19 protein-coding genes are annotated in these 18,887 nt (G+C 71.3%); 9 read left to right on the forward strand and 10 right to left on the reverse strand.

The genetic code is table 11. The features are described from left to right. Positions 1-80 precede the first annotated feature (80 nt). On the forward strand, positions 81-542 hold the full coding sequence (locus tag ACFRKB_RS29800; protein ID WP_383109668.1) for an SRPBCC family protein: 462 nt from the start codon (positions 81-83) through the stop codon (positions 540-542). Then, a complete protein-coding gene (locus ACFRKB_RS29805) occupies positions 539-916 on the forward strand; it encodes an ArsR/SmtB family transcription factor (RefSeq protein WP_383109670.1) in 378 nt (125 codons plus the stop codon). Before ACFRKB_RS29800 ends, ACFRKB_RS29805 begins: the two co-directional genes overlap by 4 nt. A 63-nt stretch (positions 917-979) precedes the next feature. Here ACFRKB_RS29805 and ACFRKB_RS29810 read toward each other — a convergent pair whose 3' ends face one another. From ACFRKB_RS29810 to ACFRKB_RS29850, 9 genes are all read right to left on the reverse strand, one after another. Further along, positions 980-2,194: an SPFH domain-containing protein gene (locus ACFRKB_RS29810; protein WP_383109671.1), complete on the reverse strand. Its 1,215-nt coding sequence runs from the start codon at positions 2,192-2,194 to the stop codon at positions 980-982. Positions 2,195-2,241: 47 nt separating this feature from the next. After that, positions 2,242-2,463, reverse strand: a complete 222-nt coding sequence (locus ACFRKB_RS29815) for a hypothetical protein (RefSeq protein WP_030349781.1) — start codon at positions 2,461-2,463, stop codon at positions 2,242-2,244. A 209-nt stretch (positions 2,464-2,672) separates the two neighbouring features. Beyond that, positions 2,673-3,416 (reverse strand): 3-keto-5-aminohexanoate cleavage protein, encoded by a 744-nt coding sequence (locus ACFRKB_RS29820; RefSeq protein WP_383109672.1) that lies wholly within the window; start codon positions 3,414-3,416, stop codon positions 2,673-2,675. Positions 3,417-3,509: 93 nt separating this feature from the next. After that, the gene (locus ACFRKB_RS29825; RefSeq protein WP_383109674.1) at positions 3,510-4,181 is read right to left on the reverse strand and encodes an RraA family protein; all 672 of its coding nucleotides are present in this window, start codon (positions 4,179-4,181) and stop codon (positions 3,510-3,512) included. 7 nt (positions 4,182-4,188) lie between these two features. After that, a complete protein-coding gene (locus ACFRKB_RS29830; protein ID WP_383109675.1) occupies positions 4,189-4,977 on the reverse strand; it encodes a nitrilase-related carbon-nitrogen hydrolase in 789 nt (262 codons plus the stop codon). A 133-nt stretch (positions 4,978-5,110) separates the two neighbouring features. Further along, entirely contained in the window at positions 5,111-6,223 is a 1,113-nt protein-coding gene (locus ACFRKB_RS29835) for an ABC transporter ATP-binding protein (RefSeq protein ID WP_383109676.1), read from the reverse strand. Between the two features lies 1 nt (position 6,224). After that, on the reverse strand, positions 6,225-7,328 hold the full coding sequence (locus ACFRKB_RS29840; RefSeq protein WP_383109678.1) for an ABC transporter substrate-binding protein: 1,104 nt from the start codon (positions 7,326-7,328) through the stop codon (positions 6,225-6,227). 101 nt (positions 7,329-7,429) lie between these two features. Beyond that, positions 7,430-8,233, reverse strand: coding sequence for an ABC transporter permease (locus ACFRKB_RS29845; protein ID WP_383109679.1), 804 nt, complete (start codon positions 8,231-8,233; stop codon positions 7,430-7,432). Continuing rightward, positions 8,230-9,108, reverse strand: a complete 879-nt coding sequence (locus tag ACFRKB_RS29850; protein ID WP_383109680.1) for an ABC transporter permease — start codon at positions 9,106-9,108, stop codon at positions 8,230-8,232. The genes ACFRKB_RS29845 and ACFRKB_RS29850 overlap by 4 nt, the downstream gene beginning before the upstream one ends. Before the next feature lie 283 nt (positions 9,109-9,391). Here ACFRKB_RS29850 and ACFRKB_RS29855 point away from each other — a divergent pair, with 283 nt between their 5' ends. Then, positions 9,392-9,877, forward strand: a complete 486-nt coding sequence (locus ACFRKB_RS29855) for an Lrp/AsnC family transcriptional regulator (RefSeq protein WP_206300588.1) — start codon at positions 9,392-9,394, stop codon at positions 9,875-9,877. Here the strand turns inward: ACFRKB_RS29855 and ACFRKB_RS29860 are convergent. Then, positions 9,864-10,334, reverse strand: coding sequence for an Lrp/AsnC family transcriptional regulator (locus ACFRKB_RS29860; protein WP_365973359.1), 471 nt, complete (start codon positions 10,332-10,334; stop codon positions 9,864-9,866). The genes ACFRKB_RS29855 and ACFRKB_RS29860 overlap by 14 nt on opposite strands. 319 nt (positions 10,335-10,653) lie before the next feature. On the opposite strand from ACFRKB_RS29860, the gene ACFRKB_RS29865 reads away from it, so the two are divergent. The 6 genes from ACFRKB_RS29865 (at position 10,654) to ACFRKB_RS29890 (ending at position 18,737) form a co-directional block, all read left to right on the forward strand. Then, entirely contained in the window at positions 10,654-12,489 is a 1,836-nt protein-coding gene (locus ACFRKB_RS29865; RefSeq protein WP_383109682.1) for a rhamnogalacturonan lyase, read from the forward strand. Positions 12,490-12,533: 44 nt separating this feature from the next. Beyond that, positions 12,534-13,343 carry a pectate lyase gene (locus tag ACFRKB_RS29870; RefSeq protein ID WP_383109683.1) on the forward strand — a complete coding sequence of 270 codons (810 nt, stop codon included), beginning with the start codon at positions 12,534-12,536 and terminating at the stop codon, positions 13,341-13,343. Between the two features lie 180 nt (positions 13,344-13,523). Continuing rightward, positions 13,524-15,026 (forward strand): ABC transporter substrate-binding protein, encoded by a 1,503-nt coding sequence (locus tag ACFRKB_RS29875; RefSeq protein ID WP_383109684.1) that lies wholly within the window; start codon positions 13,524-13,526, stop codon positions 15,024-15,026. Then, the gene (locus ACFRKB_RS29880; protein WP_383109686.1) at positions 15,023-16,834 is read left to right on the forward strand and encodes an ABC transporter permease subunit; all 1,812 of its coding nucleotides are present in this window, start codon (positions 15,023-15,025) and stop codon (positions 16,832-16,834) included. The genes ACFRKB_RS29875 and ACFRKB_RS29880 overlap by 4 nt, the downstream gene beginning before the upstream one ends. Continuing rightward, positions 16,831-17,907, forward strand: coding sequence for an ABC transporter ATP-binding protein (locus tag ACFRKB_RS29885; RefSeq protein ID WP_383109687.1), 1,077 nt, complete (start codon positions 16,831-16,833; stop codon positions 17,905-17,907). The genes ACFRKB_RS29880 and ACFRKB_RS29885 overlap by 4 nt, the downstream gene beginning before the upstream one ends. Then, positions 17,904-18,737: an ABC transporter ATP-binding protein gene (locus ACFRKB_RS29890; RefSeq protein WP_383109688.1), complete on the forward strand. Its 834-nt coding sequence runs from the start codon at positions 17,904-17,906 to the stop codon at positions 18,735-18,737. The genes ACFRKB_RS29885 and ACFRKB_RS29890 overlap by 4 nt, the downstream gene beginning before the upstream one ends. The last annotated feature ends 150 nt before the right edge of the window (positions 18,738-18,887 follow it).

Raw genomic sequence — 18,887 nt, forward strand, 5'->3', positions numbered from 1 at the left:
CAACCTTTGGGTTGCACCATCGAGGGGGTAGTGCAACCATGGGGTTGCACGTTAGTTCCGACCTGCGGAAGGTTGCCCTCATGTCCACCTCAGATGACCGCATCGAACGGGAGATCACCATCGCGGCGCCCAGGGAACGCGTCTGGGCGGTGCTGACAGAACCCGAGCATGTCGGGAAGTGGTTCGGCCAGGGGCCGCCCGCCCCCATCGATCTGCGGCCGGGCGGCATCATGCACCTGGACCACGGCCAGTACGGCCAGTTCCCGACGACGATCGTGAAGGTCGATCCGCCGCACTACTTCTCGTACCGCTGGGCGAGCGCGTACCCCGGCCAGGTGGCCGACGAGGGCAACTCGACCCTCGTGGAGTTCACTCTCACCCCGGAGGGCGACGGAACCAGGCTGCGTGTGGTCGAGACCGGCTTCGCCGATATCGTGATCCCGGAGGACAGGAAGGACGTCGCCTCGAAGGAGAGCCACACGGGTGGCTGGACGGAGATGGTCGTCAACATCCGGGATTACGTGGAGCGACTCGACGCATGACGGCAGAAGCCGACCGGGACACCGTGGCGGAGGTCCTGACCGCGCTGGCGGATCCGACCCGGCGCCGGATACTCGACGCGCTCGCCGCGCACGGCGAGGCGACGGCCACGGTCCTGGCCGGGGAACTGCCGGTCAGCCGCCAGGCGATCGTCAAACACCTCGCGGTCCTCGACCGGGCGGGTCTGGTCGCCGCGCACCGGGCGGGCCGCGAGGCGCGGTACGCGGTGCGGCCCGCGCGGCTCAGTGTCACCGCCCGGTGGATGGACCGGGTCGCCGCGGACTGGGACTCCCGGCTCTCGGCGATCAAGCGCCTCGCCGAGGACGCGTCCGACGCCGGAACCGCGTCCGGTACAGAAGCCCCGGACCGGTCTTAGGACCTGTCCGGGGCCTGTGGGCGGCGCCCGCCGCGGCAGCGTGCCGTTGCGTGGATTCCGCCGCTACGTGGATTCGGTGACGCGGAGCGCCGGCTTCCGGTTCACGCCGGGGGTCGCGCCCGCCGCCTCCTCGGCTCCGTCCGTGGAGCCCTTGAGCGAGTTCAGGATGGCCATGCCCTGGCCCACCAGGCCCGCCGCCATGCCGTTGACACCGTCGGTGCCGTTCAGGACGGTCAGGTTCGCACCCGACATGCCCCGGGCGGCCGCGTCGGCCAGTGCCGGCAGATTCTCCACGATGCGGTTGGCCGCGATGAGTTCCTGGTTGCCGTCCTTCAGGGAGGCCGCGCGGGCGGTGTTCGCGTCGGCCTGCGCCTGGGCGAGCGCGCGCTCGCTGTACGCGTTGCCGTCCGCCTCGAACTTCGCCCGGTCACGGCCCGCTTCCGCGAGCGTCCGCTGCCGGTACGCCTCGGCGTCCGCCGGACGCCGGACCTCGGCCTCCAGCCGCTGTGCGGCCAGTCGCGCCTGACGCTCCGCCAGGGCGGTCTGCTGCTCGATGGTGTCCTGCGAGGCCCTGGCCTCGGCCAGCGGTCCCGCCTGCGCGGCGCGCGCCTTGACCTGCTCCGTCTCGGCGAGGAAGCCGGCCCGCTTGATCGCGGTGTCGCGTTCGTACTCGGCCTTGAGCGCGGCGGCCTGCTGCTCGCGTTCCGAGGCCTCCTGGTCCGCCTTGGCCTGGGCGATACGCGCCTGGCTCGCGACGGCGGCGGCGTGCGGGGCCGCGAGGTTGTTGATGTAGCCGGTCGTGTCCTCGATCTCCTGGATCTGGAGGGCGTCCACGACGATGCCGAGCTTCTCCATCTCGCTGTGGCTGCCCTGCTTGACCTCCTGGGCCACCCGGTCGCGCTCGCGGATGATCTGCTCCACGGTCAGTCCGCCGACGATGGAACGCAGGTGACCGGCGAAGATCCGGCCGACCAGCTCTTCCATGTGTTCCTGTTCCGTCAGGAAGCGCCGGGCCGCGTTGGCGATCGACACCGCGTCGTCGCCGACCTTGAACACGGATACCGCGCGGACCTTGAGCCGGATGCCCTGCTGGGTCACACAGTCCTCGACGATCTCCGCCTCGCGCAGCGCGAGTGACAGCATGCGGGCCTTCTGTTTGATGGGCATGACGAAACTGCCGTGCCCGGTGACGATCCGGAACTGCGTGTCCTGTGCCTGCCGTTTGGAACCGGATATGAGCATCGCCTCGTTGGGCGCGGGAACATGCCAGAAGAGCATGGGGAACTCCTGTCGAACTGCCTGCTTCGCTGTGTTCAGGAAGGGGTTCAGGACGGAAAGGGCTCCACGATCACCGAACGCGCCGAGATCGACTCGACGACGATCACCCGGAGGTTTCTGCCGATCGGGTGGTCCGCCCAGGCCGCGTAGGCCTCGGATCCGCCCCGTACGGACACCAGCACCTCGCCGGGACCGTCGGCCGGGATCGGAACGGTGACCCTGCCGATCGCGCCGACAGGGCTCTGCGCGGAGTCATCTGCCACGGACATACGTCGTTGCTCCACCCGTCTCCCTCGTGGCGGCGCGCCGGGCCCCGGCGGACGGAGTCGCTCCACGGTCTCGGCGGGCCCGCGTCCGTACGGTCCCGCGACAGTCGCGACCATGGCGATCACGCTCCTGGAGGGCCGCGCCTCCGACCTCGTCCCTCATCGAGGACGCCCCCGGCAAAGCGGCCGACGGCGACATACCCTCGATCTCTTCACAGTACTCCGGAGGGGGTCCCGGGAGCATGGCCGGCAGCGAGAGCGGCCAGCACCAGCGCGCGGTTGTCGGGGGCCGTGGTGCCGTCCGGGAGGGCCGTACCGTCCTCGAATCCGATCCGGATCTGGTGGCCGTCGGCCAGGGCGGCGCGGAGCACCGGCCAGACCGTGGCGTCCTCGCCGTGGTAGAGCAGCGGGCAGCCGACACCCGCGGCCCGGACGGCGGCGGCCATGGCCCTGGCATGGGCCACCGCCGTGTCCGGGTCCGGGTCCATCGGCTCGATCAGGATCCGTTCGTTCCGGTGGAGCGTCGGGGAGGCCAGCAGCGCGGGGACATCGGCCATGCTCCATACGGCGCTCTCCAGGCGCATACCGCGCGCCACCACGAGAGCGGCCGTTTCGGCGGCGCCCTCCTCGCTGAAGGCGACGGAGGCGAAGTCCGGCAGTACCTCCCACGCCTTGACCAGGGCGAACCGCTCGTCGGGCGAGGAGCAGGTCCACAGTCCCGTGGTCGTGCCGAGGACCGCGCCCGGGGCCGCCGCGCGCGCCTCGCGCAGGACCTCGGCGAGGGCGTCGGGGCGGATGGTCTGGCCGCCCCGCTCGTCCCTGACGTGGAGATGGACCACATCGGCTCCGGCGGCGAGGACCGCGGCGGTGTCGGCGGCTATCTCCGCGGCCGTGATCGGGACGCCGGGGTGCTCGGACGTGCTGCGTCCACCGTTGACGGCGGCTTTCAGGAACACGGTGGTCCTTTCGGAGAGTGTGGTGCGCGACGGGTGCGGTGCTCGATGGGTGGTGTGGGCGGTGGGCGGTGTGGGCGGTGGGCGCGGGGTGTGTCAGCGGGCCGACAGTCTCTCGACGACCTCCGTCGCGCCGGTCAGCGCACCGAGCGGCCTGCCACGCCACAGGTCCGCGATCAGCTCCGGCTCCTCCGCGTCGTCGGCGAGCGCCTCGTCCAGTACGGCGGCGAGCCGCCCGGCCGGGGCCACGAGCAGCCCGTTCCCGTCCCCGAGGACGAGGTCACCCGCGCGCACGGAGACTCCGCCGCAGGTGACAGGGGTGTTCAGCGCGCCGTCGGCGATGCCGTGCAGCTTGGTGGTGAGCATCGACAGGCCGTACGCGTAGACGGGCAGGCCGACCGCGCGCAGCGCGTCGATGTCGGTACAGACCCCGTCCACCACCGCGCCCACCGCGCCGCGCGCGGCCAGTGCGTTGGCGACCACCTCGCCGAGCGGCGCGTGTCTGCGGTCGCCTCCGCAGTCGATCACCACGACATCGCCGGGCCCCACGAGCCCTGCGGCGTGGTGCAGCAGGGTGGAGTCGGTGGCGGTGATCCGTACGGTGACCGCGCGGCCGATCAGCTTGCGCTCACCGGCGACGCGGTGCAGCCGCGGATCGCAGAAGCCCTCCTCCAAGTAGTGGCCCAGGGTGGGGAAATCGAGCCGCGCCAGCCGTTCGAGCAGTACGGGGTCCACGGGGGCGGGAAAGTCGTGCAGGGTGACGGGCACGGTGGATTCACCTCGGTCCGATGATGATGCGGCGGTTGCGCAGGACGGGGAGCACGGTGCGAGCGGTGTCGATCCGGTCCTTGTCGACGTCGACGACGAACAGCGCCCTGCGCTCCTCGCCGAGCGCGGCCCTGACCACGCCGAGCGGGTCGACGGCCATGCTCATCCCGATGCAGTCGGGGGTGGTGAGGGAGGAGGCCACGACCCAGCAGGTGTTCTCGATGGCCCGGCCGCGCAGCAGTGTGGTCCAGTGGTCCTCCTTCAGCGGGCCCCGGACCCAGGCCGCCGACACCGACAGCAGATCGGCCCCCATCTCCACCAGGGACCGGGTGAATTCGGGGAAGCGCAGGTCGTAGCAGTTGACCAGGCCGACATTGAACGCGCCGATACGGACGACGCAGGGCCCGTGCTCGCCGCGCTGGACCTCGCGGGACTCCTTGTAGTCGAAGGCGTCGTAGAGATGCATCTTCCGGTAGCTGCCGAGCGGTTGGCCGCCGGAGTCCAGGGCGACGAGGGTGTTGTACGGCAGGGACTCGCCGCTGTCCTCGTAGCCGCCGGCGATGATGGCGATACCGTGCGCGGCGGCGAGGCCGGACAGTGTGTCCAGGAAGCGCGGCCAGTGCGCGGCGGCGGCTTCCCGCAGGGACGCCACGGCCTCCGAGGGAAGCATGGACTCCTCGGGGAATACGGCGAGTTCGGCGCCCGCCGCCGCGGCCTCGCGGACCATCTCCTCGATGACCACGAGATTGCCGGCGGCGTCGGCGGTCGGGGCGAACTGGGCTACGGCGACCTTCACGGCCGTGTCTCCTCGCTGTGCTGGTACGTGGGGGTGGACTTCCGCGCGCGGGACGGGCCGTTCGACGGGCTGCTCGTCCGACCGCTCGACGGGTCGTTCGACGGGCTGCCGGCCGGGCCGCTCAAGAGGGTGTTCATTCGGCCAGCACCCGCGAACGCTCCGGGTCCCAGCCGGCCCACACCGGCTCACCGACGGGCAGCTCCGCGCGGCCGGCGCCGCCCGCCTCGGCCAGCAGCTCGCTGCCGTCGGCCAGGGTGAGGTGGTAGCGGGTGGCGTTGCCCAGATAGACGGTCTGCTGGAGGGTCGCGGGAAGGGCCGCACCGCCGGGTGGCAGCGCCTCCGCGGTACGCGCGACCGTCACGTTCTCGGGCCGTACGGCGAGATGGGCCGGTGCCCCGTCGGGCAGCGCGTGCCCGGGGACCGGGACGGTGCCCAGGCCCGCCACGGCCAGCCCGTCCGTACCGAGCCGGCCGGTGAGGAAGGTGGACGTACCGATGAAGTCGGCGACGAAGCGGGTGGCGGGACGCTCGTAGACCGCCTCGGGGGTGTCCACCTGGAGTACCCGTCCACCGTCCATCACCGCGATGCGGTCGGACATCGTCAGGGCCTCCTCCTGATCGTGGGTGACCGTCACGAACGTGACCCCGACCTCGCGTTGCAGCTTCTTCAGCTCCAACTGCATCTCGGCGCGCAGCTTCTGGTCGAGCGCGCCGAGCGGTTCGTCGAGCAGCAGCAGCGAGGGCCGTCCGATCAGCGCCCTGGCGATCGCGACGCGCTGCTTCTGGCCGCCCGACAGCCCGGCGACGGCGCGGTCGCCGTAACCGTCGAGACGTACCAGCGCCAGGGCGTCGCGCACGGCGTCCGGGATGGCGGACCGGGGGTGTTTTCGGACCTTCAGTTCGAAGGCGACGTTGTCGTACACGCTCAGATGCGGGAAGAGCGCGTAGCTCTGGAAGAGCATGTTGAGGTCCCGTTTGTGCGGGGGGACGCCGGTGGCGGGGACGCCGCCCAGCTCGACGGTGCCCTCACTGGGCGTCTCGAAGCCGGTGATCATCCGCATCAGGGTGGTCTTGCCGCAGCCGGAGGGACCGAGGATCGAGAAGAACTCGTTCTGCCGGATGTCCAGGGTGACGTCCTTGACGGCGTACGCCGGGCCGAACGCCTTGCCGATCCCGGTCAGCCGGACGGCGGGGGCGGGGGCCGTGGCGGAAGCCGGCACGGAGGCGGGGGCGGGAGCTGATGTCATGTCAGGACGCCTTGATCTTCGTCCAGCCCTGCTGGAAGTACTGCATGGCGGTGCCGGGGTCGAGCAGGAAGTCCGACTTCGCTATGGCCGCGTCCGGGGCGTAGACGGCCGGGTTCTCCAGGGCCGCGGTGTCCTTGATGTGCGTGCGGGCCGCCTGGTTGGTGCTGGCCGAGGAGCCGTCGTCGGTCGCCAGCGCCGCCACCTCGGGGCGGAGCAGGTAGTTGATGAACGCGTACGCGGAGGCGGTGTTCCTGGCGTTCTTGGTGACGGCGATACCGTCGGTCCAGATGGAGCCGCCCTCGGACGGGATCACGTAGTGCACATGCGGGTTGGACTGCACGACCTTCGCCATGGCGGTACCGCTCCACGCCTCGGCCGCGCATGCCTGGCCGGTGGAGAGCAACTGGGCGTAGTTGGTGGAGTTGTAGCCCGCGAGGATCTTCTTCTGCTTCTGGAGGGCGGCGGTGGCGGTGGCGATCTCGTCCTTGTCGGTGCTGGTCGCCCGGTGGCCGCTGACCTGGAGTCCGGCGATGTAGGAGGCCAGCATGTTGTCGAGCATGTACAGCTTGCCCTTGTATTTCGGGTCGAAGAGGGTCTTCCAGCTCGTCGCGGACGGGACGCATGTGTCGTTGTACGCGAAGCCGGTGGTGCCCCAGATCCACGGGACGCTGTACTGGTTGCCCTTGTCGTAGCCGGGGTCGCGGAACTTGGGCGCGAGGTTGGACAGACCCTTGATCTTCGAGTGGTCGAGCTTCTGGATGAGCTGCTGGCCGATGAGTTGCTGGACGGTGTACTGGCTGGGCTCGACGAGGTCGTACGCGGAGGCGCCGGAGCTGAGCTTGGCGGTCATCGTCTCGTTGCTGTCGAAGGTGTCGACGGTGACCTTGATGCCCGTCTCCCTCTCGAAGCCCTTGACCACGGTGTCGGGGATCTCACCGGCCCAGGCGTAGATGCTGAGGGTCTTGCCGCCGCCGGAGGAGGAGGAACCGGCGGCGGTGTCGGCCGAGCCGCCGCAGGCGGTGGCGAGCAGTGCGGTGGCGGTGAGGACGGCGGTCGTCAGGAGGGCTCTGGAGGCGATGCGGCCGGAGGCGGTGCTTCTGCGCATGACGGGCCTTTCGGAGAACGGACCTGCGGGGTACGGGACTTCGGCGGTAGGAGGGGGCGAGGGATACGAGGGGGGGCGAGGGGCGCGGGGGATAGAGGCGGTCACCGCTGCGTACGGTCGCCGCCGAGGAGCACACGGCGCATCTGGCGGAGTCCGACGCCCAGGATGATCAGGAAGGTGAACAGGACGAGCAGGGTGCCCAGCGCGTTGATCTCGGGCGTGAGTCCGACCTTGAGCAGGGAGTAGACGCGCAGCGGGAGTGTGGTGGTGCCGACGCCGTTGGTGAAGGTCGACATCACGATGTTGCCGAAGGAGATGGTGAAGCAGAGCAGCCAGGCGGCCAGCAGCGCCTGCCGCAGCAGTGGCAGTGTCACCCGGCGGAATGCCTGCCAGGCGCCGCAGCCCAGGTCCGTCGCGGCCTCCTCCAGAGCGGGATCGAGGGCGCCGTGCGCGCCGAGGATGATCAGCGCCGCGTACGGGAGGGTCACCACGAGATGGCCCATCACCAGCGTGGTCAGGCCCAGGCCGGCATGGAGACCGCCGAAGACCGACAGCAGCGCGACCCCCAGCACGATCTCGGGGATGACCAGCGGCAGGAAGAGCCCGCCGGAGAACACCGCGCGCCACCGGGGACGCAGCCGGGCCATCCCCATGGCCGCCAGCAGTCCGCAGGCGGTGGCCAGCGTCGCCGAGAGCAGGGCCACCTCGGCACTGACCCGGAGGGCGTCCAGCAGTTCGGTGTCCCGGGCCAGCTCCCCGTACCAACGGGTGGTGAAACCGGCCCACTTGTAGGTGATGTCGGAGTCGTTGAAGGACAGGACGACGACGACCACGATCGGGACGTAGAGGAAGGCGATGACGCCCCGTGCCAGCCAGGCGGTGACGGTGTCGAGAGCGGACTTCATGCCGTCTTCCTCCTCAGGCGCCTGGCGGCCGTACCGAACACCGCGAGGGAGACCAGCATCAGGACCAGCAGGACGACGGAGGCGGCGGCGCCCATCGGCTGGTTGCGGAACTCGGTGTAGAGCGTCACGATCAAATTGCCGACGAGCTGGTTCTTGCCGCCGCCGAGCAGCACCGGAATGACGAAGACACCGAGCGTCGGGATGAAGGTCAGCAGCGCGGCGGCCAGCAGCCCCGGCCTGGCGATGGGCAGCAGCACCTTGGTGTGCACCCGCCACCAGCCGCAGCCGAGATCCCTGGCGGCCTCGCCGAGCGCCGGATCGACCCCGCGCAGCGACGCGTAGACGGGGAAGACCGCGGTCGGCAGGAAGGCGTAGACGAGGCCCACGAACGAGGCTCCCTGGCCGGGGATCCACTGGGCGGGCCCGTGGGTGAGTCCGGCCGCGTCCGTGAGGCTGTTCACCGGGCCGCCGGGGCTCAGCAGATTGATCCAGGCGAAGGTGCGGACCAGGAAGTCGGTCCAGAACGGCACGATGATCAGCAGAAGCAGCAGCATCTGGCGCTGGGGCGCCCTGCTGACCAGGTAGTACGCGACCACATAGCCGAGCAGCAGACAGACCGTCGCGTTGAGGGCCGCCATGCCGAGGCTGTAGCCGAAGACCTTCAGATAGACCGGGTCGAACAGGCTCCGGTAGTTCGCGAGGGTGAAGCCGCCCTTGGTCCCGCCGTAGAGGTCCGGCGTCGCGAAGCTGTCCCGGACCACCAGGAGCAGCGGTACGAGTACCAGGCCCGCCACGGTCAGTCCGGCGGGTGCCAGCAGGGCCGCGGTGAGGAATCCTCGGCGGGCTCCCGCGCCGGCGGGGGGTGGTGCGGTCATGCGCTGGCCTCCCGGACGTACTCGGCTTGTCCGGGTTGTCAGGCGCCCGGGTGGGGAACAGCCTCGGGCCGGGGGCACCCCTCTGAACAGGTGGGACGACATCGGATCGAGTGGAAACCGGCGGTTGATTCCACGAATCTCGCAGCCGGCCGTCCGTGGTGATCCGTAGTGACGGAACGGACATCTCCGCGCAACGTGAGCGGGGAGATGATGGGGTGACGGGGCGGGCCCCGGTACCCGCCCGGAGCACCCGTACCCGCCCGAGGACAGGAGCCGAGTTCTGATGATCGACGACTTGGACCGGCAGATCATCGACCAGCTACGGGTCGACGGGCGCCGGTCCTTCGGTGAGATCGGCCGTTCGATCGGCCTGTCCGAGGCGTCCGTACGGGCCCGCTTCGGCCGGTTGCAGCGCCAGGGGGTGGTGCAGGTCGTCGGGATGACGGACTCGGTGAAGCTCGGCGAGATGGAGGTGCACCTCGCCGTCCGGGTGCACCACATGCCCGTCGCGCTGGTCGCCCGTGAGCTGTCCCGGATGCCGGAGGTGCGCTATGTCGCCTCCTGCGTCGGTCCGTACGATCTGATCGCCGACGTGCGCTGCCGGGACCTCGGGCACCTCGCCGAGCTGCTCACCGAGCGGGTACGGCGCGTCAACGGCGTCGCCCACGCCGAGGCGCTGACCGTGCTGGAGGTCATCAAGGACAGCTATCTGTGGGCGGGTTTCCGTGAGCTGCCCGCGGCTCCGGGAGAGCGGATCATTCCGCCGTGACGCCCTGCCCCACCGCGCTGGCGAGTCCGCTCCACGAGTAGTCCTTGAAGAGTTCGAGCAGCAGCAGGACCTGTACCTCGGAGACGCCGGGCAGCATCCGGATGTCGTCCAGCAGCTGCACGAGCTGCGCCTGGTCGCGGCAGGTCCCCTCCAGGAAGATGTCCTGGCTGCCGGCGCACAGCGCGACATGGTTGATCATCGGCAGATCCGCCAGGCTCTTCGCCACCGCGCGGGGCGTCAGATCGCGCACCCTGATCATCAGCCGTACGGACTGATGGCCGAGGGTCAGCGGATTGCACAGCGCCACGATCCGCAGCGCGCCGCTCTCCTGGAGCCGGGTGACGCGCTGGCGCACCGTGGCCTCCGAGGTGCCCAGCTCCCGGGCGACCGTGGTGTAGGGCGTACGGCCGTTCCGCGTGAGGATCCGCATGATCCCGCGGTCGAGGTCATCGATCACCCCGGCACCTCCCGGCCTCCCATACCCACCCGAAACCCTTATGTCAGGGTACCGGCGCGGGTGCGTGTGTCTCCCGGCGGGGAGCCGGAGACAGGATCCCGAAGCCGGTGGACGACAGGGGGACGGCGGGGAGACAGCAGGGACGGTGAGGGGCTCCGGGGGGCGGCAACCTTTCGCGCGCGGGCGGCGACCAGGGGACACAGGGACAGACACCCCCCACCCCTCTGGAGGACTCGTGCGGTTCAGAGCCGGCACGTACACAGCACGTTCGGGATCCCCACCACGACCATCACGCTCCCTGGGCCCTGTCCGCGGAGGGATGCCGCTGGGCGTGCTCGCGGTGTCCGGCGCGGTCCTCGCCGGACTGATGGTGGCGCCGACACCGAGCGCGGCACAGCCCGGTGAGCGAGCGGTGGCGGCCGCGGCGCGGCTGGAGCGGCTCGACCGCGGCCTGGTCAGTGTGCACACGGGCAATGACAACCTGGTCAGCTGGCGCTGGCTGGCGACCGACGCGGACAACGTGACCTTCAACCTCTACCGGGGTTCCGTCAAGGTCAACACCGAGCCGATCACCACCACGAACTATCTGCACAAGGACGCCCCCAACTCCGCGGACTACACGGTGCGCGCGCTGGTGAACGGCGCGGAGCAGCCCGCCTCGCCCAGCGCGGTCCAGTTCCGCTCCGGCTATCTCGACGTACCGCTCTCCGTCCCGGCGGCGGGAGCGGACTACACGTACGAGGCCAACGACGCCTCGGTCGGTGATCTCGACGGGGACGGCGACCTCGATCTCGTCCTGAAGTGGCAGCCCACCAACGCCAAGGACAACTCCCAGTCCGGGGTCACGGGCAACACGATCCTGGACGGCTACACGATCCAGGGCCAGCGGCTGTGGCGCATCGATCTGGGCCGCAACATCCGCTCCGGCGCGCACTACACGCAGTTCCAGGTCTTCGACTACGACGGCGACGGCCGGGCCGAGGTCGCGATGAAGACCGCCGACGGTACGGTCGACGGCACCGGAAAGGTGATCGGCAACGCCTCCGCCGACTACCGTAATTCCAGCGGATATGTGCTCGAAGGGCCCGAGTTCCTGACGGTGTTCGACGGGCGGACGGGGGCCGCGCGGAGCACGGTCGACCATGTCCCGCCACGCGGCTCCGTGGCCTCCTGGGGCGATACGTACGGCAACCGCGTGGACCGCTTCCTGGCCGGGACCGCCTATCTGGACGGAACCAACCCCTCCCTGATCATGGCGCGGGGTTACTACACCCGTACGGTGATCTCCGCCTGGGACGTCAACGGCGGTCAGCTCACCCGCAGATGGACGTTCGACACCAACAGCTCCACCAACAGCGGCAAGGGCTACGACGGTCAGGGCAACCACGCCCTGACGGTCGGCGATGTGGACGGCGACGGCAGGGACGAGATCGTGTACGGCTCGATGGCCGTGGACGACAACGGCTCCGGTCTGTGGACGACGCGCAACGGCCACGGCGACGCGGCCCATCTCGGCGATCTCGACCCGTCCCGCCCGGGACTCGAGTACTTCAAGGTGGACGAGGACGCGTCCAAGCCCTCGTCGTACTTCGCGGACGCCAGGACCGGCCAGGTGCTGTGGCAGACCGCGCCGGGCGGTGACAACGGCCGCGGTGTGGCCGGGGACATCTGGGCGGGCAACGACGGCGCGGAGATGTGGTCGGCGGCCGACGGTTCGATCCGTGACGAGGCCGGCGCCACCAAGGGCCGTAAGCCGTCCTCGGCCAACTTCCTGTCGTGGTGGGACGGCGATCCGGTGCGCGAACTGCTCGACGGCACCCGCATCGACAAGTACGGCCCGTCGTCCGACACCCGGCTGCTGACCGGCTCGGGGGTGCACTCCAACAACGGCACCAAGGCGACCCCGTCGCTCTCCGGCGACATCCTCGGCGACTGGCGGGAGGAGGTCGTCTGGCCCACCACCGACAACACGGCGCTGCGTATCTACTCCACACCGCATCCGACCGACCGGAAGATCACCACACTGCTGCACGACCGGATGTACCGGACGGCGCTGGCCTGGCAGAACACCGCCTACAACCAGCCGCCGCACCCCAGTTTCCTCATCGGCGACAAGATGCCGACGCCTCCCCGGCCGGCCATCACCACCCCGTGAACCCGCCGTCCACACCATTCACTCGACACAAGGAGCGCCCCACCATGACACCACAGCACGGCACGCCCCTGAGCACCGGGAAACGGCGGGTGATCGCCGGCGGCCTCGGCGCCGCCGCCCTCATCCTCACCACACTCAGCTCCGGACTCACCCTGCCCACCGCCGAGGCCGCCACCTGGCCGTCGGCCAACGGCAGCGAGGCGGTGGGCGCCACCAAGCCCATCAGTGGTTCCGTGGACGGCGGTATGAAGCGCTACTACGGCACCGGTGACCTGGGCAGCGGCGGCCAGAACGAGGACCAGGACCCGATCTTCCAGCTCGCCGACGGCGCCACGCTGAAGAACGTCATCATCGGCGCCCCCGCCGCCGACGGCATCCACTGCTCCGGCAACTGCACACTGCAGAACGTGTGGTGGGAGGATGTCGGCGAGGACGCGGCCACCTTCCGCGGCACCGGCAAGACGTTCACGGTCAACGGCGGCGGCGCCCGCAAGGCCGCGGACAAGATCTTCCAGTTCAACGGCGGCGGCACACTGAACATCTCCAACTTCGCCGGCCAGGACTTCAAGACGTTCGTCCGCTCCTGCGGCAACTGCTCAAGTCAGTACAAGCGCACGATCAATGTGACCAACACCGAGATCACCGCCCCCGGCAGTGTCATCGGCGGCATCAACACCAACTACGGCGACTCACTGACCCTGCGCGGTATCACCATCGTCGGGGACAGCAGCAAGAAGATCGTGCCGTGCCAGAAGTACATCGGCAACAACACCGGAGCCGAGCCGACGAAGAACGGCTCCGACGCGGACGGTACGTACTGCAAGTACAGCGCCTCCGACCTCACCTACCGGTGAGCCGAGCGCGCGCCGTGCCCGCCTCCGCCCGTCATCGGCGGTGCGGGCGCGGCGCGCGCCCCTTCGCGTCGTAGCCCTGTCCGACGCGGTCCGGGCGGGTGACCCCTGGCGCCTTTTTGGCAATGATTGTCATGTGCTAGCTTCTCACTCCCAGCTACCGCTCCGCCCGGAAGAGAACCCGTGCACCTCCGCATACCCCTGCCCGCCGCAGGTCTCGTCACCGTCTCCGCACTGCTCCTGACCGGCTGCCTCGCCCCCTCCGGGGACTCCGCGAACCAGGGATCCGGCGACGACCGCCGTATCCGGCTCGCGATGATGCAGCCGCCGCGTTCCGGGCTCTCCCCGCTCAGCGACGACGCGTTCAAGCTCTCGCGCTGGAGCACCGCGGAGACCCTCGTCACCCTCGACCCGCTGGGCGACGCGCGTCCGGGGCTCGCCACCCGGTGGACGCGGACCTCCGACCGGACCTGGGAGTTCACCGTCCGGGAGGGCGTGACCTTCCACGACGGCAGCGAGCTGACCGCGGAGGTCGCCGCGCACTCCCTGGCCCGGGCCGCCACGGCCTCGCCCAAGCCGAGGATCCTCGACGGTGTCGAGCTGACGGCCGAGGCCAGGGGCGGCAAGGTCGTCGTCACCACGGACGAGACCGATCCGCTGGTCCCCCAGCGGCTCTCCTCCCCGCAGCTGTCGATCCTCGCGAAGAGCGCGTACGGGAAGGACGGCCGGATCGATCCGGTCGGCGCCGGCAGCGGCCCGTACGAACTGGTGAAGGTGAACGGCACCACGACCGCGGCCCTCGACCGCTACGACGGCTACTGGGGGAAGAAGGCCCGCGCGGCCGGGATCGATGTCTCCTTCGTACCGGACGGCGCGGCGCGCGCCGCCGCGATCCGGAGCGGCGAGGCGGACATCGCCGAGTCGGTGCCCGTCTCGCAGGCGTCGCTGCTCGATCCCGGGACGGTCACCGAAGTACCGATGCCGCGCACCAACACGCTCTATCTCAACACCGCTTCGGGGCCCTTCGAGGACGCGGGACTGCGGGCCGCGGCACGCGCCGCGGTCAAGCCCGCGGAACTGGTCAAGGGTGTGTACGAGGGACGCGCCGACCGCGCGGGAGGGCTGCTGGGGCCCGCGCTGCCCTGGGCCGCCGAAGGACGCCGGGAACTGACCGGCCGTACGAAGGCCGCGGACCCCGCCGGAACCACGATCACCCTCGCCACCTTCTCCGACCGGGCCGAACTGCCCGAGGTCGCGTCCGTGCTGCAACAGCAGCTCCAGCAGGCCGGGTTCACGGTGAAGCAGGTGGTGCGCGAGTACGCGCACATCGAGGAGGACGCCCTCGCGGGGAAGTTCGACGCGTTCATCCTGTCGCGCGCCACCGTGCTCGACTCCGGTGACCCGGTGGCGTATCTGCGCAGCGACTTCACCTGCGACGGCTCCTTCAACCTCGCGCAACTCTGCGACAAGAACGTCGACGAGGCCGTGCGGAAGGCGTCCGCCACGCCCGCCGGTGACACGCGGCGCGCGGCGGTGCTGGCCGCCGAGGCCGCCGTACTCCGCACCGACGCGGCGATCCCGATGCTGCACGAACGCGTCATCCAGGGCGACGCGACCTCGCTGACCGGCTCGGCGAAGGACCCGCGCGAGCGGCTCCTCGTCACCTCGGACACCCGCTTCAAGTGACCACCCCCCGCAAGGAACGCGCCGGCGTGCTGCTCTCGCGCGCCGCCGCGCTCATCGTCGTCGTCACCGTGGTCGGACTGCTGCCCTGGCTCTCCGGCCGCGATCCGGCGCTGTCCGTCCTGCGCGCCCGGTCCGCCGAACAGGAGCCGACCGAGGAGGCGTTGCGCGCGGTACGAGAGCAACTCGGCCTGGAATCGGGCCCGGTGGCACTGATCGGCGACTGGTTCGGAGCGGCGGTGCGCGGCGACCTCGGACGCTCCTGGGTGAGCGGGAGCGAGGTGCTGCCGTCCGTGCTGTCGGGGCTCGGTGTCTCGCTGGCGCTGATGGGCGCGGCGTTGCTCCTCGCCCTCGTACTGGCCTGCGCGTTGTGCGCGCGTACGGTGATTCGCGGAGCGCGCGGGACGCTCGACACGGGTGAGAGTGGTGGCGGTACGGGGGCGCCCGCGGCGGCGCTCGCCGCACTGCCCGAGTTCCTGATCGCCACGGTGCTGATGGTGCTGCTGTCGGTGTGGCTGGGCTGGTTCCCGCCGTACGGCTGGCAGGAGCCCCGCCATCTGGTGCTGCCCGCACTGGCGTTGGGCGTTCCGGCGGGCGGGCTGCTCGGGCGGCTGGCCGAGGACGCGCTGCCCGCGGTGTTCGCGGAGCGCTGGGTGGAGCTGTGGCGGTCCTCGGGGTGTACGGCGGGCCGCATCGGGCGGGCCGCCCTGCGCCGGGCCCTGCCCGCCGTACTGCCGCAGCTCGGTCTGGTGGCCGTCGGTCTGACGGGGGGCGCGGTGGCCGTCGAGACGGTGTTCGCGGTGCCCGGCATCGGGCGTACCGCGCTGGGCGCCGCCGAGTCGCAGGATCTGCCGCTGCTCCAGGGCTCGGTGCTGGCCCTCGTGCTCCTCGGCCTGCTGGCCGGGCTGATCGCGCAGACGGCACGGCGGTGGATGCTCGGACCGGGGCTGCGGGACGCGAGTCTGTCGCTGCCCGCGCGGCGCCCTGCGCGGGCGTCACGGGCGCGTGTCGCCGTGCCCGTGGTGTGCGCGGCGCTGATCGTGGTCGTCATCGGGTGGGGTCTGCTGCTCGACCCGCTGTACGTGGACACCGCCGCGCGGCTCGGGGCGCCGGGCGGGGCCCATCCGCTCGGTACGGACGCGCTGGGCCGCGATGTGCTGGCCCGGGTGGGGCACGGGGCGGCGACGACCGTGGGCATCGCGGCGCTGGTCTGCCTCGGCTCGTATCTGCTCGCGATGACCGTCGGATTTCTGCCGGCTCTGGCGTCCGGCGCCGCGGAGACCGCGAACGCCGTACCGCCGGTGATCGCGGGCATGCTGGTGGCGGCGGTGCTCGGGCCCGGCTCGCTGGGCGCGTCGATCGCGGTGGCCCTGGTGTCCTGGCCCGCGCTCGCGGCCCACGCCGCCGCGCTGGTCCAGGAGACGCGCGCCGCCGGGCATCTCATGGCGCAGCGCGCCATCGGCTCACCGCCGCGCTGGATCCTGCTCCGCCATCTGCTGCCCGCCGTCGCCGGGCCGGTCGCCCGGCACGCGGTGCTGCGCCTGCCCGGTATCGCCCTGGCCCTCGCCTCTCTCGGCTTCCTCGGCCTCGGCGCCCAGCCGCCCGCCCCTGAGTGGGGTCTGACCCTGTCCGAATCCCTGCCCTATGTCGAACGCGCGCCCTGGGCCGTGCTGACGCCCGCGGCCATGCTGTTGCTGCTGGCCATGCTGGCGGTCTCGGTGTCGACACTGCCGGCTCCGGCGGCGGGGCGCGGACCGATCGCCCGCGTACGAGCCCGTGCGCTCCGGCCGGAAAGGAGCACCGCGCGATGAGTGCGGACACCGAAGAGCGCGCGGACGCGCCGCGCGACGGACGCGAGCCCTTGCCCGACCCGGCGGGCGCGCCGCTGGACGTACGTGAACCGCTGCTCGACGTGCGCGATCTGCGGGTCACCGTGGACGGGCTGCACGCCGTACGCGGGATCTCGTTCGCGGTGCGGGCCGGGGAGGCGCTGGCCGTCGTCGGGGAGTCCGGGGCGGGGAAGTCACTGGCCGCGCGGGCCGTCCTGGGACTGCTGCCCACCGGCGCCGAGGTGCGGGGCGGGGTGCGGTTCGCGGGACGGCAGCTCGTCGGAGCGGGGGCGGCGGGGTACCGGGGGCTGCGCGGCAGCCGGCTGGCCTTCGTACCGCAGGACGCCCTGTCCGTGCTGAGTCCCGTACACACCGTCGGCGAGCAACTGGCCCTGGCCGTACGGTCGGTGCGCGGCGTGAGCCGCCGGGCCTCCGCGGAGCTGGCGGTCGCCGCGCTCGACCGGGTCGGTATCCCCGACGCCGCGCGCCGGGCCCGTGCCTATCCCCATGAGTTCTCCGGCGGGATGCGGCAGCGCGCCGTCATCGCGATGGCGGTGATCAACGAACCCGAGCTGGTGCTCGCCGATGAGCCGACCACCGCTCTGGACCCCACCACGCAGGCGCGGATCCTGGAGCTGCTGACCGGCATCCGGCGGGAGACCGGCGCCGCGCTCGTCCTGGTCACCCACGATCTGGAGGTGGTCGCGGGCCACGCGGACCGGGTGCTGGTGATGTACGCGGGGCGGGCCGTCGAATCGGGCCCGGTCGCCGAGGTGTTCGCGGCGCCGCGCGCCCCGTACACCGCGGGGCTGATCGCCTCGCTGCCGCGGACGTGCTCGCCGGGCGGGCGGCTGCTCTCGATCGGCGGCGCCCCGCCCTCGCTCTCCGCGCTGCCGCCCGGCTGCGCCTTCGCCCCGCGCTGCCCCGCCGCCACGGACGTGTGCGGCCGGACCCCGCCCGAGCCGGTCACCGAGGACGGCCGCACGGTCTCCTGCCATCGGTGGCGGGAACTTCCCTCGCCCGTGACCGGGCTGTTCGAGGAGTGTGCCGGATGAACGCCCCGCGCCCGTGCGATGAGCGGCCCCCGGGCGACCGGGCGGTCCCGGACGGTACACAGGCCGCGGGCGGTACACAGGCCCCGGACGACACGCCGCCTCTCCTCGACGTACGGGAGCTGACGGTTCGTCACTCAAAGCGTGGACGGCGGGCGTTGCCCGTGCTCGCCGTGGACCGGGTGTCCTTCGAGGTACGGCCCAGCGAGACCCTCGCGCTGGTCGGCGAGTCCGGGTCGGGCAAGACCAGTACCGCCATGGCCGTCCTGATGCTGCGCCGCCCGGAGTCCGGTTCGGTGCGCTTCCTCGGACGGGAGCTGACGGCGCTGGACGAGCCGGAGTTGCGTACGCTGCGCCCCGCCCTGCAACCGGTCTTCCAGGACCCGTACGGATCCCTCAGCCCCCGGCTCCGGGTACGCGACGCCCTCGCGGAACCGCTGAGGGTCCAGGGCCGCTGGGACCCGCTGACCGGGCCCGCCCGCGTCGCCGAACTACTCGAACTCGTGCGGCTCGACGCGTCGTTGGCGTCCCGGCTGCCGTACGAGCTGTCCGGCGGCCAGTGCCAGCGTGTCGGTATCGCCCGCGCGCTCGCCTGTGAACCGAAGCTGCTGGTGCTCGACGAGCCCGTCTCCGCGCTGGACCCGTCCGTCCGGGCCGGCGTGATGAATCTGCTGATGGATCTCCAGGAGGAGCTGGGGCTCGCTCAGTTGCTCATCTCCCACGATCTCGCGCTGGTCCGGCATGTGGCACACCGGGTCGCGGTGATGCGCCGGGGCAGGATCGTGGAGTCGGGCACGGTGGACGAGGTGTACGCGATGCCCGCGCGGGCGTAGGACGCCGTCGGTCGCCGTCGCGCTCGAACGTGTGACCTGTGGCGGTCCGCCGCCTCCCACTCGGCGCAGCCGAGGGGCCGTGCCGACGGCCCTGGGCCCAGGGTCCGGGGCCCGGGGCAGGCGTGTCGAGCCGCTGGTGCTGTCGGAATC

The sequence above is a fragment of the Streptomyces scopuliridis genome, assembly GCF_042790125.1.
GTDB lineage: Bacteria > Actinomycetota > Actinomycetes > Streptomycetales > Streptomycetaceae > Streptomyces > Streptomyces scopuliridis_A.

Coding starts and splice junctions, on each gene's coding strand:
- ACFRKB_RS29800 (WP_383109668.1), top strand. CDS start 81: ATGTCCACCTCAGATGACCGCATCGAACGGGAGATCACCATCGCGGCG.
- ACFRKB_RS29890 (WP_383109688.1), top strand. CDS start 17,904: ATGAACGCCCCGCGCCCGTGCGATGAGCGGCCCCCGGGCGACCGGGCG.
- ACFRKB_RS29850 (WP_383109680.1), bottom strand. CDS start 9,108: ATGACCGCACCACCCCCCGCCGGCGCGGGAGCCCGCCGAGGATTCCTC.
- ACFRKB_RS29805 (WP_383109670.1), top strand. CDS start 539: ATGACGGCAGAAGCCGACCGGGACACCGTGGCGGAGGTCCTGACCGCG.
- ACFRKB_RS29845 (WP_383109679.1), bottom strand. CDS start 8,233: ATGAAGTCCGCTCTCGACACCGTCACCGCCTGGCTGGCACGGGGCGTC.
- ACFRKB_RS29855 (WP_206300588.1), top strand. CDS start 9,392: ATGATCGACGACTTGGACCGGCAGATCATCGACCAGCTACGGGTCGAC.
- ACFRKB_RS29840 (WP_383109678.1), bottom strand. CDS start 7,328: ATGCGCAGAAGCACCGCCTCCGGCCGCATCGCCTCCAGAGCCCTCCTG.
- ACFRKB_RS29810 (WP_383109671.1), bottom strand. CDS start 2,194: ATGCTCTTCTGGCATGTTCCCGCGCCCAACGAGGCGATGCTCATATCC.
- ACFRKB_RS29885 (WP_383109687.1), top strand. CDS start 16,831: ATGAGTGCGGACACCGAAGAGCGCGCGGACGCGCCGCGCGACGGACGC.
- ACFRKB_RS29865 (WP_383109682.1), top strand. CDS start 10,654: ATGCCGCTGGGCGTGCTCGCGGTGTCCGGCGCGGTCCTCGCCGGACTG.
- ACFRKB_RS29870 (WP_383109683.1), top strand. CDS start 12,534: ATGACACCACAGCACGGCACGCCCCTGAGCACCGGGAAACGGCGGGTG.
- ACFRKB_RS29835 (WP_383109676.1), bottom strand. CDS start 6,223: ATGACATCAGCTCCCGCCCCCGCCTCCGTGCCGGCTTCCGCCACGGCC.
- ACFRKB_RS29815 (WP_030349781.1), bottom strand. CDS start 2,463: ATGTCCGTGGCAGATGACTCCGCGCAGAGCCCTGTCGGCGCGATCGGC.